The organism is Bythopirellula polymerisocia, assembly GCF_007860015.1.
Classification (GTDB): Bacteria; Planctomycetota; Planctomycetia; order Pirellulales; family Lacipirellulaceae; genus Bythopirellula; species Bythopirellula polymerisocia.
The window spans coordinates 495,754-512,779 of record NZ_SJPS01000002.1; the positions used below are offsets into that span (position 1 = coordinate 495,754).

General features: G+C 53.4%; 12 protein-coding genes. 5 read left to right on the forward strand and 7 right to left on the reverse strand.

What is annotated here, in order from left to right; genetic code table 11:
* Window positions 1–330: 330 nt before the first annotated feature.
* The gene (locus Pla144_RS08135) at window positions 331–1,137 is read left to right on the forward strand and encodes a PEP-CTERM sorting domain-containing protein (protein WP_146449877.1); all 807 of its coding nucleotides are present in this window, start codon (window positions 331–333) and stop codon (window positions 1,135–1,137) included.
* A 94-nt stretch (window positions 1,138–1,231) separates the two neighbouring features.
* Here the strand turns inward: Pla144_RS08135 and Pla144_RS08140 are convergent, their stop codons facing one another.
* Window positions 1,232–2,827 carry an SPFH domain-containing protein gene (locus Pla144_RS08140; protein ID WP_146449878.1) on the reverse strand — a complete coding sequence of 532 codons (1,596 nt, stop codon included), beginning with the start codon at window positions 2,825–2,827 and terminating at the stop codon, window positions 1,232–1,234.
* Window positions 2,828–3,191: 364 nt separating this feature from the next.
* Between Pla144_RS08140 and cimA the strand changes: the two genes are divergently transcribed.
* The 3 genes from cimA (at window position 3,192) to Pla144_RS08155 (ending at window position 9,467) form a co-directional block, all read left to right on the forward strand.
* Window positions 3,192–4,751 (forward strand): citramalate synthase, encoded by a 1,560-nt coding sequence (gene cimA, locus Pla144_RS08145; RefSeq protein WP_146449879.1) that lies wholly within the window; start codon window positions 3,192–3,194, stop codon window positions 4,749–4,751.
* Window positions 4,752–4,845: 94 nt separating this feature from the next.
* Entirely contained in the window at window positions 4,846–8,127 is a 3,282-nt protein-coding gene (locus tag Pla144_RS25065) for a valine--tRNA ligase (RefSeq protein ID WP_231936246.1), read from the forward strand.
* A 32-nt stretch (window positions 8,128–8,159) separates the two neighbouring features.
* Window positions 8,160–9,467 (forward strand): PHP domain-containing protein, encoded by a 1,308-nt coding sequence (locus Pla144_RS08155; protein WP_146449880.1) that lies wholly within the window; start codon window positions 8,160–8,162, stop codon window positions 9,465–9,467.
* 6 nt (window positions 9,468–9,473) lie between these two features.
* Here the strand turns inward: Pla144_RS08155 and acs are convergent, their stop codons facing one another.
* The 6 genes from acs to Pla144_RS08185 form a co-directional block, all read right to left on the reverse strand.
* The gene (acs, locus tag Pla144_RS08160) at window positions 9,474–11,429 is read right to left on the reverse strand and encodes an acetate--CoA ligase (RefSeq protein WP_146449883.1); all 1,956 of its coding nucleotides are present in this window, start codon (window positions 11,427–11,429) and stop codon (window positions 9,474–9,476) included.
* A gap of 130 nt (window positions 11,430–11,559) precedes the next feature.
* Window positions 11,560–11,769, reverse strand: coding sequence for a Txe/YoeB family addiction module toxin (locus tag Pla144_RS08165; protein ID WP_315851787.1), 210 nt, complete (start codon window positions 11,767–11,769; stop codon window positions 11,560–11,562).
* A 45-nt stretch (window positions 11,770–11,814) separates the two neighbouring features.
* Complete coding sequence (locus Pla144_RS08170) at window positions 11,815–12,069, reverse strand: type II toxin-antitoxin system Phd/YefM family antitoxin (protein ID WP_146449885.1); 255 nt, start codon at window positions 12,067–12,069, stop codon at window positions 11,815–11,817.
* 123 nt (window positions 12,070–12,192) lie between these two features.
* Window positions 12,193–13,401, reverse strand: a complete 1,209-nt coding sequence (locus Pla144_RS08175) for a 6-phosphofructokinase (protein WP_146449887.1) — start codon at window positions 13,399–13,401, stop codon at window positions 12,193–12,195.
* A 199-nt stretch (window positions 13,402–13,600) separates the two neighbouring features.
* Window positions 13,601–14,335: a polyprenol monophosphomannose synthase gene (locus Pla144_RS08180; protein WP_146449889.1), complete on the reverse strand. Its 735-nt coding sequence runs from the start codon at window positions 14,333–14,335 to the stop codon at window positions 13,601–13,603.
* Window positions 14,336–14,375: 40 nt separating this feature from the next.
* The gene (locus Pla144_RS08185) at window positions 14,376–15,890 is read right to left on the reverse strand and encodes an ExeA family protein (protein WP_197530495.1); all 1,515 of its coding nucleotides are present in this window, start codon (window positions 15,888–15,890) and stop codon (window positions 14,376–14,378) included.
* Window positions 15,891–16,053: 163 nt separating this feature from the next.
* On the opposite strand from Pla144_RS08185, the gene Pla144_RS08190 reads away from it, so the two are divergent.
* Window positions 16,054–16,773: a phosphoribosylanthranilate isomerase gene (locus Pla144_RS08190; protein ID WP_197530496.1), complete on the forward strand. Its 720-nt coding sequence runs from the start codon at window positions 16,054–16,056 to the stop codon at window positions 16,771–16,773.
* The last annotated feature ends 253 nt before the right edge of the window (window positions 16,774–17,026 follow it).

Sequence of the window (17,026 nt, forward strand, 5' to 3'; positions counted from 1 at the left end):
ATCTACCCCCCCTTATTCTTGGGGAAATCCGCCCTAAGTGCTTATAATACATCATCTTGCGCATTCTTAATTTCCCTCTGGCCAAATCAAATGGGGGTCATTCGACTAGCAACACGCCTATTTATCCTGAGAATTTTATGGACAAATTGTCGCACTCTGGTAGATTGAATAGTTGATAGCAGTTCAGAAGCTGCATCGTAGCGCACGGATTAGGATGGTGCGGGGACCGCTCGATTTGCCAGAATTATGCCGATAAGCAAGCGCGGAAACTCGGTAAAGTAGCACTTTAAACTTACACCTAGGACACACTTTCTTTAGAGGGGCCCGCTCATGAACAGGACACACAATTCGATTTCTTGCACAGCGATTTTATTCTCGCTTTCGCTGGTATTCACTCATAGCCAGCAACTACTTCAGGCCGGAACCATCGTTGATCTAACTACGCTAGGGAACACCGGTAACATCGGTGTCGGCTTTTTTGATACGAATGTTCAGCAAGCCACAGGCACAGGTGGGTTTGACACTTTCAGTCAACAATCACCTCAAGGCAACGGCACGACTTCTCATGCCTATAATACGACAGTAAACAATACGCTGGACAATAAGGCTTCTGATAACTTCAATCGCTCCATTCTCTTGAGCGATATTCCTATTCAGAATCTAAGCGGTGTGCCTCACCGTCGGTTTAGCCTTGACATCAATGAATCGAAAGGCAACGGGGACGAATTCCTATCGCTCGACGAAATACAAGTCTTCGTCGGTGGTACCGCCAACTCTAGCGTTACCAGCTTTACAGCTGGAATTCTTGACCACGATGGAACACTCGTTTATCGGATGGATACCGGTATGGATAACTGGGTTGCTCTAGATTATTCACTAAATGATGGCAGTGGATCGGGAGACATGTTTTTCTATCTGCCGGATTCGCTGTTTGATTCCTTCAGTGGCCCGGATGTTGTGACGCTGTACTCTCAATTTGGTTTGCAAGGGGTGGATCCTGCAGGCTTTACCGGGAATTTTGGCGCCTCAGCTAACTTCGAAGAATGGGGGCTTCCTGCAGTTGCTGTCCCAGAACCTTGTTCCTTGCTAATCATGGTCGTATCGCTGGGCTTCATTAGCCTACGCAGAGCCTGCTGAACTCTGTTAATTTTTTGACTGCCACCCAACGCCCAGGGATTGCAATCCTTGGGCGTTGTTGTTTTTCAACCTGTTTGCCGCGAGGCACGGTTCGTTACTTTCCAGTCTTTTTCGGTGCGTCCTGGATCATCGTGTCGAGCATCGTGCCGATCAGCGCAGTGGTCTCTTGGTCTTTCCCGCCTCCAGCACCACCTACAACCATCACGCGGGGGGTGATTTCGATGTCTCCCTCACCCACGATCTTAAGTAGTTCTAATAGCGCCGCATTGCCGCCACCGATTTGTTCGGCAATCACTCGATAAGCCTCGGACTGGGCCTCCGCCTTGATTTGCACGGCTTGAGCCTCGGCCTCCGCCGCTATGATTTGCTTCTCCTTATCCTTCTCAGCAATCTGCACAGCATAGGCCGCCGTGGCAAGCCGCTTCTCTTCCTCAGCTTCCTGTTCAGTCTTGGTGAGCTGCTTTTTCTGTTCGGCGGCCCGTTGTTGCTCCTTGAAGGTATCTTGCTCTTGAAGGGCAATTTCGCGATCTGTCTGGGTCTTTAAGAGATTTCCGAGGGTTTCCTCGTTTCCAACATCCCCGATGCGGACTCCTGTGATGGTGACGCCGATCTTGTCCATTTCATCCTTGAGCATAGATAAGGACTGCGATTCCTGATGCGATCGCTGCTTGACGTAGTCGAGCGCCTTAACCCCCTCGGCATTGTTGCGGAAGATCGCTCGCACGGCTGAGTTCATAATGCTTCGCAATCCATCTTGATCGTCTCCCACAGTAGCAACCAACAAAGGGGCATTCTCTGGTTTGATTTCAAATTCAATCCGCACGTCAACCGGAAAGGTAAAACCGTCTGAGGTACGGACCATGATTTCACGTTCCTCGTCTCCCCCAGCGCGTGCCCCTTGCTGTGAGGTATAAAGCACGATGTGTTTCTTGGTTGAGACTTTGGTGATTTCATACGCTTTGGTATTTAGATAGTACTGACCTTCGAGCAAGGGCACACGCCAGATACCGCGATCGCCACGGGACACCAAATGCCGCGATTCGCCGATCCGAGCTTCGTCTTCCTCTGCACTTGATCTTTCGCCAACATTAGATTTCACAACACCCACCGTGGCTTTTTCGATGGTCGTAACCGGAAAGATTTCCAGTTCGTACAGCCTCGGGTTGATGCGGTAGGAACCCGGCTTCAATACCGAAGTCTGAGGCCCCTTGTAGCCGCCCCCATCACCCAGGAAGAACTCGGCATCTTGTGCCATGAGTCGCTCGTCCTTTTCTTCCCACTCAGGTGCATAAGCCGTGTCGCGAGGCAATGGTTGGCCATCTGAGGCGTTCAAGATCCCCACGCTCCCAGCAGGAATCTCGTTCACTTCGCCGTATTCGATGTCGTAGATAAAAGGCCAGTACCAAGGGTGCCAACCCGGTGGCAGTATCTTGGCCTGTAAACCCTTTTCGCCGGAGGTGGCGATGATCTTGCCAGGGGGCAATGAGGTGAAGCCAATATTCTTAGTCACAATGCCGATCTTGTCTTCGCCCACATAGCGGAATGAAGCGAGTGAGAATCCCGCCAACAACACGAGCAAGGCAAAAGCAAACCCAGCTATACGCAACTGGGGGGAGCGCATCTGAGTCGCACTGGCGATAATCATTCCTGCCAGAACCACTCCCAAGATTAAAAAAAGTACAGAGGACATGAGTCGTTATCCCTATCGGTTAAATTGAGCCAATATCGCCGCCACTACAGGGACTAGAGAATCCACTTTCGATGGGCGGTTGATGCTCAAGGGTAGCATAACCGCGGTTTGTTCTCGGGCATTTCCTCCTCTAGTAGTAGTTTCACCTGCTAATTCGCCTCGCAACCAACGATCTTGCCCTGATTCCGAGGGGTGCCCAGATCCATTTCTAGCGTTTATCGGGAAAATTAGGGCTGCTGAACCCATTTTCCTTGGCGACTGTCTACGCTAGGAGCTAGGAAATTCGTTAGAATATCCGGTTCCGTCTTTCCAGCGCAGGCGGGAATGACGGGTCATTTTAAGGCTCACTAACCCTACAAGACATATGCCACAAATCCAGATCTACGACACGACACTGCGCGACGGTGCCCAGGGCGAGGGGGTAAACTTCTCTCTCGAGGACAAGGTGCTCATCGCTCATCGACTCGATGAGTTAGGCTTCGATTACGTTGAAGGAGGCTATCCTCTCTCCAATCCCAAGGATGCCGAATTCTTTCAGCGGATCGCTGCAAGACCATTCAAGCATGCCCGCGTTTGTGCTTTCGGCATGACTCGTCGCCGCGGTGTAAAACCTGCCGACGATATTGGAATGAAGGCACTTCTCGATTCACAGGCTCCTGTAATTACGATTGTTGGCAAGACTTCCGATTTCCACGTCAACGAAGTACTCAGTGTCTCGCTGGAAGAAAATCTCTCAATGATCCGCGACACTGTCGCCTACTTGTGCGGCGAGGGACGCGAGGTCATCTACGATGCCGAACACTTTTTCGACGGCTGGAAGGCAAACTCCGATTATGCGGCAAAAACGATCCAAGCCGCTTCCGAGGCGGGGGCGTCGATCATCGTCATGTGCGACACCAACGGCGGCACAATGCCCGAGGAAGTCGCAACTATCACTCGTGAAGCGTCGAGTAAAATCGACAAGCCTCTCGGCATCCACACCCATAATGATTGCGATCTGGCAATCGCCAATTCTCTCGCCGCAATCGACGCCGGGGCTTCGCAAGTGCAAGGCACCATCAATGGCTTGGGGGAACGCTGTGGCAATGCTGACTTGATCTCGGTAGTTGCCAATTTGGCCCTCAAGAAGCAAGGTTATCAGGTCTTGCACGATCGTGGGGTCGCACATCTGGCGGAGCTTTCCCGCTACGTGTACGAAATCGCCAACATGCATTTCCGCGTGAACCAACCCTTTGTCGGTCCCAGTGCATTCGCCCACAAAGGAGGCATGCACGTCCATGCCGTCAACAAAGTCGCTTCAAGTTACGAGCACATCGATCCAGCACAGGTTGGTAACGAACGCCGTGTTTTGGTAAGCGAACTCTCAGGCCGCTCCAATATCATCGCCCTGGCAACCAAGATGAATATGCAGGATGACAAGGACCTGATGGACCGCGTGCTGCAGCAAGTGGTGGACTTGGAGAATCGCGGCTACCAGTTCGAGGCGGCTGAGGCCTCCTTTGAATTGCTGGTCCGTAAACTGGCAGGCACACACACTCCGCATTTTGAGCTGGTGCAGTACCACACCAGCGTCGTCAGCCGTGGCGGAGAACCTGTCACCGAGGCGACCATCAAATTGATCGTCAACGACCAACTCCGCCACGAAGTCGCCGAAGGAGATGGCCCCGTGAACGCGTTGGACGCAGCCCTACGAAAAGCACTCAACGGATTGTTCCCCACCTTGAACAAGATGCATCTGGTTGACTACAAAGTCCGCGTCATCAATTCCGACGCCGCCACAGCGGCCAGCGTGCGGGTCGTCATCGAGAGCCGCGACGAATCTGATACCTGGGGCACGGTCGGAGTTCACGAGAATGTGATTGAGGCGAGTTGGCAGGCCTTAGTAGATAGTATCGAATACAAATTATGCAAAGAGGATACGTAATTTCTGTCACCGAGGGCATCGAGACACGAAGCCACTCATGCTTTATACTCACTGCATCTTCAACATTTTCGTGATTTTCCAGTGACTTTATATCATGACCAACGACACGATGTCAGATTCGCCGCCCACAGAGCTTCCCTCTCACTACGACCACCAAGCCGCCCAGGAAAAATGGTACACATTTTGGGAACAGCAAGGCTTTTTTCATGCGGACGCCAACAGTAAAAAGCCGCCGTTTTCGATTGTGATTCCGCCGCCGAATGTGACGGGGGCACTGCATCTGGGGCATGCGCTCAATAACACACTGCAAGACATCCTCTGCCGCATGAAGCGGATGCAGGGTTTTAATGTGCTCTGGATGCCGGGGACCGACCACGCGGGGATCGCCACGCAGGCTGTCGTCGAGCGGCGGCTGTTGGAAGAAGAAGGCAAGTCGCGACACGATCTGGGACGTGAAGGCTTGGTGGACCGTATCTGGGAGTGGAAGGCCCAATACGAGAAGCGGATCCTTGGCCAGCTTAAGCAACTCGGCTGTAGCTGCGACTGGGAGCGGACCCGTTTCACGCTGGACGATCAATGTGCCCGGGCTGTGCGCGAGACGTTTTTCAAACTCTTTGCCGACAACAAAATCTACCGTGGCAAGCGGCTCGTGAACTGGGACACCTATCTACAAACTGCCGTCAGCGACGACGAGGTCTTCCACGAAGTCACCAAGGGTCATTTCTGGCATTTCAATTATCCTGTGGTCGACCCTAAGCCGGGCGAGCCGACACATGTCACGATCGCCACCACACGCCCCGAAACGATGCTCGGCGACACGGCGGTCGCTGTTCACCCCGACCCCGCGGCGGCGTTTGACAAGCTCAGCACCGAACTCCGCGAGAAAATCATCGCTGCCAGCGCCAAGGAAAAAGGTGAACTCGATGAGGAAGCCACTCTGCTGTTGGAACGCCGCGCCAAAATGCTTCCGCAGCTTGAGATACTCCGCGGCATGGCTTTACGGGGTGTTAAGCTTGAGTTGCCCCTGACTGGCCGCACGATCCCGCTCATCTGCGACGAATGGGCCAAGCCCGAACTCGGCTCCGGCTGTGTAAAGATTACCCCCGCGCACGATGAAAACGACTATCAGGTCTGGCAGCGGAATCTTGAGATCGGCGCGATCAACATCCTTAACCGCGACGGCACACTCAATGACAGCGTGCCCGAAAAATATCGCGGCCTAACGATGAAAAAGGCCCGTGCGGCGGTCGTGGAGGATATGGAGACTGCGGGGTTGCTTGTTGAGATCGAAGATCGCGAAATCGACCTCGCCCACAGCGACCGGAGCAAGACGCCCATTGAACCGTACCTCGCCGATCAGTGGTTTGTGAAGATGGACGAGTTGGCGCAGTCGGCAATGGATGCCGTCACCGATGAGCGAGTCAAGATTTTTCCTGAACGATACACGAAGACTTATCTCGACTGGCTCAGTGAAAAGCGTGATTGGCCTGTGGGGCGTCAATTATGGTGGGGACATCGAATACCGGTGTGGCACAATTTGGTTGAGCCAAAATCGGAACTTGAAGCTTGCAATATCCCGGAGGAAATGTTTGTAGAAGCGCGAGATCAATTACGTCTTTATCTGGTAGCTGCAGGGTTTTCGGAGGAAGATTTCAGAATCGAATTTGATGATGTGTACATGCGCCTATGTATCAAAAATCCTAAAGTCGATGACGCAATTAATGCACTCAACAAATATTTCCAGGGCGGCTTAGATGCAGTCAAGCCCGGAAGAGTCCATGATGCCTCAAGCCCGATTCTTACATTTGTGCCTGGGTTTAAGGCTGCATCCGATGCGGCAAAACAAATTACTCGATTTGGGAAATTCGTCCGCGAAGAGGAAGTCCTCGACACTTGGTTCTCTTCTGCACTCTGGCCGCACTCGACGCTTGGTTGGCCGAATGAAACTCCCGAGCTCAAGACATTCTATCCCACCAGCGTACTCATCACCTCGCGGGATATTATCACGCTCTGGGTCGCGCGGATGGTGCTGGCGGGGCTGTACAACATGGATGAAGTCCCGTTCCCCGAGGTGTTTATTCATCCGAAGATCCTCGATGGCTACGGCGAAACGATGTCGAAGTCGAAAGGGAACGGCGTCGATCCGCTCGACGTGATCGACAAATTTGGGGCCGACTCGCTGCGGTTTGGGCTGGCGTATCTCACCACCGAAACACAGGACGTGCGGCTACCCGTGGAGTTTGAATGTCCCCATTGCCAGGCACTCATCCCTCAGACGAAGAAGAATCGCACCCTGCCCCGGGTCGAGTGCGACAAATGCGGCAAACCGTTTGGCACCCAATGGGCTCAGTCGCACGGATCGGCAGAAGATCAAGCGTTACCCCGCGGGGCGGCGGTGAGCGAACGGTTTGAACTGGGCCGCAACTTCTGCAACAAGTTATGGAATGCCTCGCGATTTGCGCTGATGAATCTCGCGGATTACAAAACTTCCGCCAATGGCAATCTTGTGGCGGACGATTTGCTGCTCGAGGATCGCTGGCTGTTGTCGCGGTTGGCGACAGTAACAGGCGAAGTGACGGCTGCACTGGAGTCGTATCACTTTGCCGACGCAGCACGGGCACTTTACGGCTTTGCCTGGGATGAGTTTTGCAGTTTCTATGTCGAGATGTCCAAGGCACGTTTTGCTGTAGCAGAGCAACGAGCGACTGCGCAGCGGGTGATGGCGTATGCCCTGGATACGTTGCTCAGACTCTTGCACCCGATGGTACCTTTCTTGACCGAGGAGGTGTGGCATCTGTTGGGTGAGGTTGCACCGGAGCGCGGGCTCACTGACCCGCAAACGGCGGGAGAGAGTGTTTGTGTTGCCCAGTGGCCAACAGTGAAAGAAACTTGTATCGACAAAGCGATTGAGGCACAATTCGCCCAGTTCCAAACTGTGATGGGTGCTGTGCGAAATATTCGACAAGAGAAAAACATCCCTCCCCGCACTCCGATCAAATTCTCTGTGAGGTGTGATGAAGAAGCGATCGCACTACTCCAACCCATGGAGCCTTACTTCGCTTCGATGGCAGGTGCAACGGCAACTGACTGGGGGCCCAAGGTGACGCCCCCCGAGCGCGTGGCTAGCAAACCACTCGAAGGAATGGAAGTGCATGTCGACATCAGCGAGTTCTTCGATGTCGCCGCCGAGCGAACTCGACTTGAAAAGGAACGCGACCAACTCGCCAAGTTCGTCCAATCCATAGAGGGAAACCTTGGCAACGAGAACTTTGTGAAAAACGCCCCCGCCGCCGTAGTTGAGCAACAGCGGGAAAAGCTAATTGAGGTCCAGGGACAATTTCAAGCAGTCGAATCGGCGCTGGGGAAGCTTGGCTAGATCTACTCGAAACACAAGAGGGAGTTTTTACTATGACTAAATTCATTCGTACCCTCGGAATAGTTGCTCTCACGGTATACTTGAGTTGTCATTTCAATAAAAATGCTTTGGGAACTGATACCTTTGACCTACAAGCGAACGATGGGCGACAGTGGTATCGTGGCAACATGCACACGCATTCCCATTGGAGTGACGGCGACGACTATCTGGACAATATCGCCCTCTGGTACCGGGATAATGGCTACCAGTTCCTGGTATTCACCGACCATAATGTGCTTTCCAACACAGAGCGATGGATCGATGTGGAATCCAGCAAAGGTGGTGTAGCTGCCTTTGAGAAATTCAAATCCCAGTTCCCTAAACAAGCTCAGGAACGGACCAACGCAGAGGGCAAGCAAGAGGCACGCTTGAACACCTTTCAGGAAGTAGCCAGCCGCCTCGATATTCCCGGCAAGTATCTCTTAGTTCAAGGCGAAGAGATCAGCGACAAATTTGAAGATGCGCCAATCCATCTCAATGCCAGCAATATTCAGGAGTTAATTCCCCCGATGCGTGGGGGCAGTGTTGCCGAAACGATTCAAAACAATATCCGCGCTGTACTGAGCCAACGCGAAAAGACCGGCGAACCCATGGTGGTTCATGTCAATCATCCCAACTTTGGCTATGGTCTCACCGCCGAAGACATGATGCTCATTCGCGGCGAACAGTTCTTCGAGGTTTACAATGGCCACCCTGGGGTCAATGACCAGGGTGATTCCTTGCACGCTAGTTGCGACCGAATCTGGGACATCCTTTTGACTGGCCGTCTGGGAGAGTTCCAATTGCCTGTGCTGTATGGTCTGGCGACGGATGATTCGCACGACCATCACAATTTTGGCGAGACAAAAAGCAATCCCGGCCGGGGGTGGGTGATGGTCTTAGCAAAAGACCTGTCCATCGAATCGCTCATCGAAGCATTGGAGTCAGGGCAGTTCTATGCCTCCAGCGGAGTAACTTTACGACGCATTGCCGTCACGCCACAGGAGTTCTCGGTGGAAGTCGAACCAGTTGAAGGCGAAGAGTACACAATCGAGTTCATCGGCACACGCAAGGGATACAATTGGTCGAGCGAGCCCGTTGTCAACGAGAACGGCGAAGAAGTTCGCACCACACATCGCTATAGCGATGCCATCGGAGAAACCTTGTCCACCGTGCGCGGACCGCAAGCGAGTTACAAGTTTCAAGGGGACGAACTCTATGTGCGGGCTCGCGTTACTTCGTCGGCAAAATCTGCGAACTCATCAATTCAAGATGGTCCAAAACAAGCTTGGTGTCAGCCAGTAGTACTCAAAGCGCGGTGAGCAGCGTTATTCTTCCTCACGCAGACTCGCCAGCACGGTGTAATCCTCCAGCGTTGTCGTATCACCGACCGTTTCCTTCCCCGCTGCGATGTCTTTCAAGAGCCGGCGCATGATCTTTCCGCTGCGTGTTTTAGGAAGACTATTGGTAAAACGAATGTCGTCCGGCTGAGCGAGGGCTCCGATTTCCTTGCGGACATGCTGCTTGAGGGCGCTGCGAAGTTCGTCGCTAGGCTCAACATTTTTCAAAGTCACGAATACGGCGACCGCCTCACCTTTAAGATCATCTGGTCGCCCGACCGCCGCGGCCTCCGCTACGTTGGGGTGTGAAACGAGCGCGCTTTCAATTTCAATCGTGCTCAAGCGATGCCCTGAAACATTCAACACGTCGTCGATGCGACCCATGATCCAGTAGTAGCCATCGTCATCGCAACGGGCATTGTCCCCCGCGAGATATTTTCCCTGCACCTTGCTCCAATAAACTTCCTTGTACCGGTCATCGTCGCCCCAGATTCCACGGAGCATCCCAGGCCAGGGGTGTGCGATCGTGAGCCAACCTCCTTGGTTGGCACCCACCAACTTACCCGACTCGTCTACAATCTCAGGAATGATTCCCGGCAACGGCTTCGTGCAACTCCCCGGTTTAGTAGGAATCGCACCCGGCAGCGGGCTCATCATGATCCCCCCCGTCTCGGTCTGCCACCAGGTATCAACAATCGGACAGCGTTCGCCGCCGATCTTCTTGTGGTACCACATCCAAGCCTCGGGGTTGATCCCTTCCCCAACGGTACCCAACAGCCGCAGGCTCGAGAGATCGTGCTTCTCGACGTGCTCGTCCCCCCATTTAATAAATGCCCGGATGGCTGTCGGGGCCGTGTAGAAAATCGAGACTTTGTACTTCTCAACAATCTCCCAAAAACGGCCTTCGTCCGGAAAGTTCGGCGCACCTTCATACATCAGGCACGTCGCACCCGCTGAAAGTGGGCCATAAACCACGTAGCTATGGCCAGTTACCCATCCGCAGTCGGCAGTACACCAAAAAACGTCGTCCTCGCGATGATCGAATACCCATTGAAAAGTTTTCTTAGCAAACAGATTGTACCCGGCAGTCGTATGTTTAATCCCCTTTGGTTTTCCTGTCGAACCGCTTGTGTAAAGTATAAACAGCGGTGCTTCGCTATCGAGCGGCGTAGCAGGACAGTCGTCAGATGCCTTCGCCATGAGATCACGCCACCAATGATCTCGACCGGACTTCATCTCGACTGCTTCGTTGACGCGGTTGAGCACGATGCAATGTTCAACTGAAGGCGACTTCGCTAGCGCTTCGTCGACAGTTTGCTTCAGTGGTAGCGCCTTCCCGCGACGCCAAGCAGCATCGGCAGTAATTTGCACTTTTGCCTGGGCATCATTATTGCGGTCGGCAATCGCCTCAGCGGAAAAGCCGGCAAAAATCACTGAATGGATTGCCCCGATCCGTGCGCAGGCCAACATGGCGATCGCCAGCTCTGGCACCATCGGCATATAGATTGAAACCACATCTCCCTCGCCGACGCCGAGTGATTTCAGGCAGTTGGCAAACTTAGAGACCTCTCGATGCAGTTCCGCATACGTGAGCTGGCGGCTATCCCCCGGCTCTCCCTCCCAGAGAATGGCGACTCGGTCCCCCTGCCCCGCCGCGACCTGAGCATCGAGGCAATTGTAGCTCGCATTCGTCTTACCTCCAACAAACCACTCAGCGAACGGTTCCTTCCAGTTGAGTGCTTCGGTAAAAGGCTCAAACCAATGCAACTCTTCGCGTGCCAATTCTCCCCAAAAATTCGCCGGATCTGCTGCAGCCTTGTTCCACAGAGCCTCATACTCCGCAAGCGACTTGATCCGCGCTTTGTCCGAAAAACTGGGCCGCGGCGGAAACAACCGCGATTCCTGCATGACTGTATCAATCTGTCTGCCCGTTTGGCTCGTCATGAGAAAAGACTCCTGCCTAAATCGTGAAAAGGGACCGTTTATCGAACCCCTGATCTTACAGGACTGGGCAAATATTTCCAGTTGTGCTTTGCTCTGATTCTACAGAAATGCAAAGAGAGCATCAGGAAAATCACTGCTCATAATGATACCGACATGCCACGACAATCAGACTATTCTCAGCGACCGTATACACCAAGCGATGCTCGTCGTTGATTCGTCGCGACCAATATCCCGTGAGATCAGCCTTCAATCGCTCAGGTTTGCCAATTCCTCCAAAAGGTTCTCGCAGGGAGTCTTTGATGAGCAAGTTGATGCGTTTGAGCAACTTGCGATCGTTCAATTGTAACCAGATCGTCGTCCAAAGCACTTTCCGTGAAGACGATCCTCATGCTTCGTCAAGCTCACGTTCGTTATAGGTCTTGGTTCGTACTTGATCAATTGACTTGCGAAGATGCATCGCGTTTGCTGGATTGCTAAGCAGATAGGCAGTCTCTTGCCATGAATGGAATTCGTCGAGTGGCATCACGACGACGCTTTCGCCGGAATCAATCTTCACAAGTGTTGGCTGAGCGTCAGCAATTACTTTTGCAACAACGTCTGTAGAATCAAGCGAACTGCCAGTTAGATGAACGGTATCCATGATGGTCGCAACATTTGAAACTTATGGTGTCTAGGAGATAGTCGTACGTCCCTATTCTAACCATAAGCTTGGTTTTGGTGAAATGCTTGCTTGAAACAGCGTCGTACAAGTCCTTTCAGAACCTCACTCCGCTAGCGCTTCTTCCGCGGCCGCTTCGGCGATGTCGAGCGTGAACTCGGCGTCGATCTCTATGTCGTCGCTGGTAGCCACATCGGATATATCGTTCCAGGCGAACGGGCTTTCGTCGGCGGGGCAATCGCCGAAGCTGATACCCAGCGCCCGGGCAGCTTGTACGGCGGATCCATGGTGTTCGACTGTCCGTAGCTTGTTCACGGCTTTGATGATCGGTACGCTTTCGATCTCCGGCGGGTGATAACATACCATCTCGCCAAGTCTCCCTTGCACGATCAAGCGTACCGCGTGGGCACCGTACTGAGTCGCGAGAACTCGATCGAAAGTTGTCGGAGCTCCACCTCGCTGCAGATGGCCAAGTACTGAGACGCGCACCTCGCGGTGGAGACGTCGTTCGATTTCCGCCGCAACGATCTGTCCGATGCCACCCAGTTTGGCTTGTGCGCCTGACTGCTCTTCTCCGACCAAGCCTCCGTCTGGGAGCTCTGCCCCCTCGGCAACTACGACCAGTGAAAATCGCTTGCCATGGCTCTCTCGGTCGAGGATTTTGTGGCAGACATTTTCGTAGGTCCAACCTATCTCAGGCAGCAAGATCACATCGCCGCCACCGGCAATTCCCGCGTGCAAAGCGATCCAACCGGCATGCCGCCCCATCAACTCGATCACCATGATCCGCTCGTGACTGGCTGCCGTGGTGTGTAGTCGGTCCAGTGCATTCGTGGCACATTCGACGGCACTATCAAAACCAAACGTAAACGCCGTCGCCGAGAGATCGTTGTCGATGGTTTTAGGAACTCCCACGACAGGGATTCCGTATTCATGGAACTGTTGGGCGACTGCCAGCGAACCATCTCCCCCGATGCAAACAAGGCCGGCGATATTGAGTTGATCAATGGTGTGCTTCACACCTGCCAATAGTTCGGGGTCGATTTCGACGCGGTCAGCCACACCGACAGTAGCCGCAAAACGCCCCTTGTTGGTGGAACCGAGGATCGTGCCCCCCTGATTGAGAATTCCCGATGTGTTTTTGTGGGTAAGGGTTATGTATCGGACGGGATCGTAAAGCCCTTCGTAACCTTTGAGGAATCCCACACAATCGTAACCGAGTTGGCTCGATGCTTTGACGACGCCTCGAATGACGGCGTTCAGTCCGGGGCAATCCCCTCCGCTGGTCAGAATTCCAATCCGCTTATGCGACATTTCTTTTCCCTCTCCGATAAGAACTTAAGATGAGCTTCTGCTCACCAAGCATAGGTCGGGAAACTTGAGGAAATCTCTTGCCGAATGGCAGATTTTTCTCTCCCAAGCTCATATCTGGGAGAATCGTCACGATCTGAACACCCAACGCCGTTGGCCAAGACAAATTGGATGTCTAAGCCTTTTGAAAGTCGCCAGAAGACTACTCGCTGCGTATTCTCCGCCAGGCGAGCGATCCGAGCATCCTGCCAGCCCCCACCATCTCGCGCCAGGAGATCTTGGATTCGCCGGCCATGCGATCCACAAACGTAATTGGCACTTCAGCAAACGTGGCCCCAGCCGCCTTGAGATGCCACAGCACCTCTTCAATGAAGGCATAACCGTCCGAGCGCAACTCGTCCCAAGAAACTTCGGCCAGAAGCCGACAACTATATACACGATAATTACCGCTGAAGTCGCCGATGGGAATACCGAGAATGATTCGCGATGCTTTGTTAACGACGCGGCTCATTAACCGACGACGCGCGGGCCAGCCCTCTATCGCTCCCCCTTCGCAATAGCGTGACCCAATGACTACATCGGCATGCTCCGCGGCTGCAACCATCGCCGGGAGTTGTTCCGGCGGGTGGCTCCAATCGGCATCCATGGTCAGCAGATGAGTCGCCCCTTGCTCGATGGCAGTCTGCATCAAGAGGGCCAGTGCTGACCCCAAGCCCAGCTTCCCTTCTCGCACCATACAAGAAAACCAGGAATTCTTAGCGGCGAAATCACGGCACCATCGACCTGTGCCGTCGGGCGAATTATCGTCCACAACCAGCACATTCGCCATGGGAAGCTCGACATGGATTCTCGCCACCAGCGCGGGCAGGTTCTCCATTTCATTGTAAGTCGCCAGCCCCACAAGTAGGAGCCGAAAGTCTTTTTGGGTTGCCGCCATATAAGCGTCCACTCAGCAAGAAAGACTATCGCCTCCAACTTCAGGCGAAACGCTGCGAAGTGTTTGCGGTTTCCAAGCTGCTAAATAATTGGCGAAAACACTTGCTGGAGACTACCGTGGGCCCGGCGACAACTTCGTCTTCAATCACCAAGAGTTCCCGATTTAATGCCGGGGCAGACTTTGCAGTCTGAGAATTAGGCATGGGAAGTGATTCTTCAAGTTCGAAGATTTCTTCTAAGTCTTCTTCAACAATTGCTATGTCCGCTTCTTTCTTGCTAGTGGAAGCAATCGTCTCCGGTTCTTTGACCGGAAGGTCGGCAGTGGCTGCCTGTTCACACATCTTAAGTTGTTGGGCAAACGCCGTATCAAGGCGATTGATCACTCGCGGTGCCGACGTTAGTACGTTCGCTTCGAAGTCAATATACTGATCTATGACCACTTCTTCAGAAGCGAATTCCTCTTGAAAGGGATTCCTGGCAATTGCGACTGTATCGAACAAATTGCTTTTTTCTTGCTCGGCAATTTCCAATCCTGAGAATTCGTCTACTAAATTGTCGGCATTAGGCAGAGGCTCAAAGAAAGCATCTTCTCCTCCGAAGGCACCGCCAGAATCTCGACCCAACATCGGAATAAGCGACGGTACCTCCTCGTCTGATTCATCCAAAAGAAGTTCGTCATCCATGGAAAGCTCGCCATACTCCACCGACGTACCAACGGGTTCGGCATTCTGCATATTCCAGGGTGCTGGGAGTTGCTGGATCTCCGACCAAGCCTGCTGGACAATCGGCCCATCAATCGGTGCGTAACCTGTTTCATCGGACAGCCAGACCAATTGATCCCCCAGTTGATTGACGAGCCTCGGCACTCCATCGGTTGCCGTAAAAATGGCTTCGAGTCCATCCTGGGCAAAGAAATTCCCTTCGATCGCTGCAGCTGACACCTGAGCCAGCAAGTACTGAAACGTCTCTTCGCGTCCGAAGGCAGCCAAATAGCAACGCTGGGATATCCGCTGGCTGAAGGCATCGAGTTCTGGTTCCGAAAACCGCTCTTCGAGTGCGGGTTTACCCGCGAGTACGAGACTTACTAGTACCTGCCCGTTCGCCGTGATGTTTGTCAAAGCCCGCAATTCTTCTAAAAGTCTCGTCGGGAGGGAATCGGCCTCGTCAACTAAGAGCAACAAGCGTTGTGGCTGCCCATCGCGCGGTCGCAAATGGCTCAGCAGCGAGAGCCGCAGTTCCCCTTCTTCGACCTCGCGATACTGTAAGCCCAGTTGAAACAAGATCGACTGCTGCAACGCGCGCCGAGTGCAAAGTTGTGCCCCTGGCAAGAGAACTGTGCTGAGTTTGCCGTAGAACTGTCTGGCTAGAACTTCCAGCAACATCGTCTTTCCCATTCCCGTGCCACCAATGAGTAGCGCAGGGCCCTCTCCACGTTCAATCGCACGAGAAATCCTGCGTCGCGCCTCCTCCACGGTCTTTCCTGGAAAATAGCGGTCAGGATCGGGCGCTGCGATGAAGGCACGCCGTGTTGTGCTAATTGAGGAACTCTCTTCCATGGTGTGGGATCCTGGAAATACTGGCCAATATGCGTTTTCGAGCAACATCTCTTGTCGAACGGTACAAGGGTACTCAAGGTCTAGCATCGGCAATCAGTGCGAGCATCCTCCACTAAGGCGTCTCGGAACAAGACAGCTTGACCTCACTATTTTGACACGCACAATGCATAATCCTCAATGTTTGGCTGAGACTCACCTTCGTGCTGACCAATCCATGTTACGTATCAAGATTTGTGGCATAACACGTATCTCGGACGCACTCGACACTGTCGACGCTGGGGCCGATGCGATTGGGCTGAATTTCTACCCAGAGAGCAAACGTTACGTAACTCCCGCGACGGCGCAACAAATCGTTGCTGCCGTGGGCGATTCTGTTGCCTGTGTCGGAGTCTTCGTGAATAGTCCCGCTAGCGAAGTGAACAGCATTGCCGAAACTTTGGGGCTCGACTGGGTCCAACTCCACGGCAACGAACCTCCCGAATTCTTGATCCAAATTGGAGAGAAGCTGAAAGTTCTCCGCGTCTACCGCGTTGGCCCTGAAGGAATGGCCCCCGTCATAGCTGACCTAGCAGCATGCGAGTCTGCGGGAAAATTGCCGAACGCAATCCTGATCGATTCCGCCGTCCCTGGCGAATACGGCGGCACCGGCCAAAAGGTGTCAGAACTATTTCTCGCCCGCGACAAAATAAATAGTTCTGACCTCTTTTCGTCCCTTCCGGTGATACTGGCCGGGGGGCTCACCCCAGAGAATGTGGCCGAGTCAATTCTTCAATCCCGCCCTGATGGCGTGGATGTTGCCAGCGGAGTCGAATCCGCCCCCGGCATCAAAGACCCAGCGTTGATTAAAAGCTTCGTCACCGAAGCGCGCCAGGCACTAGGTTAGCCGCGACGCGACTGCCGAGTCTCACGAGGCGGAGCGCGTCGACGCCGCCATATCTAAGCAGCGAGCTAAGTCTTCCAAAATAATATCGTGCAGAGACCCAGTCACCGCGCACCTTCGAAACCCCGACTTGGTCGAAAAACCGGCCATAATAGCTGCAATCCGCATCCGCTTGTCAGTTGCCACTCTTTTTGGGTAAACTCGTTACTACCGTTAAATTCCACACAATCGGGCGGTTTGGCTCATAGTTCAAAGC

What these genes read in the sequence shown, in the direction of transcription:
- Pla144_RS08185 (WP_197530495.1), bottom strand. Translation starts at nt 15,890, where the DNA reads ATGGAAGAGAGTTCCTCAATTAGCACAACACGGCGTGCCTTCATCGCA.
- cimA (WP_146449879.1), top strand. Translation starts at nt 3,192, where the DNA reads ATGCCACAAATCCAGATCTACGACACGACACTGCGCGACGGTGCCCAG.
- Pla144_RS08190 (WP_197530496.1), top strand. Translation starts at nt 16,054, where the DNA reads ATGCATAATCCTCAATGTTTGGCTGAGACTCACCTTCGTGCTGACCAA.
- Pla144_RS08170 (WP_146449885.1), bottom strand. Translation starts at nt 12,069, where the DNA reads ATGGATACCGTTCATCTAACTGGCAGTTCGCTTGATTCTACAGACGTT.
- Pla144_RS08175 (WP_146449887.1), bottom strand. Translation starts at nt 13,401, where the DNA reads ATGTCGCATAAGCGGATTGGAATTCTGACCAGCGGAGGGGATTGCCCC.
- Pla144_RS08140 (WP_146449878.1), bottom strand. Translation starts at nt 2,827, where the DNA reads ATGTCCTCTGTACTTTTTTTAATCTTGGGAGTGGTTCTGGCAGGAATG.
- Pla144_RS08135 (WP_146449877.1), top strand. Translation starts at nt 331, where the DNA reads ATGAACAGGACACACAATTCGATTTCTTGCACAGCGATTTTATTCTCG.
- Pla144_RS25065 (WP_231936246.1), top strand. Translation starts at nt 4,846, where the DNA reads ATGACCAACGACACGATGTCAGATTCGCCGCCCACAGAGCTTCCCTCT.
- Pla144_RS08155 (WP_146449880.1), top strand. Translation starts at nt 8,160, where the DNA reads ATGACTAAATTCATTCGTACCCTCGGAATAGTTGCTCTCACGGTATAC.
- Pla144_RS08180 (WP_146449889.1), bottom strand. Translation starts at nt 14,335, where the DNA reads ATGGCGGCAACCCAAAAAGACTTTCGGCTCCTACTTGTGGGGCTGGCG.
- acs (WP_146449883.1), bottom strand. Translation starts at nt 11,429, where the DNA reads ATGACGAGCCAAACGGGCAGACAGATTGATACAGTCATGCAGGAATCG.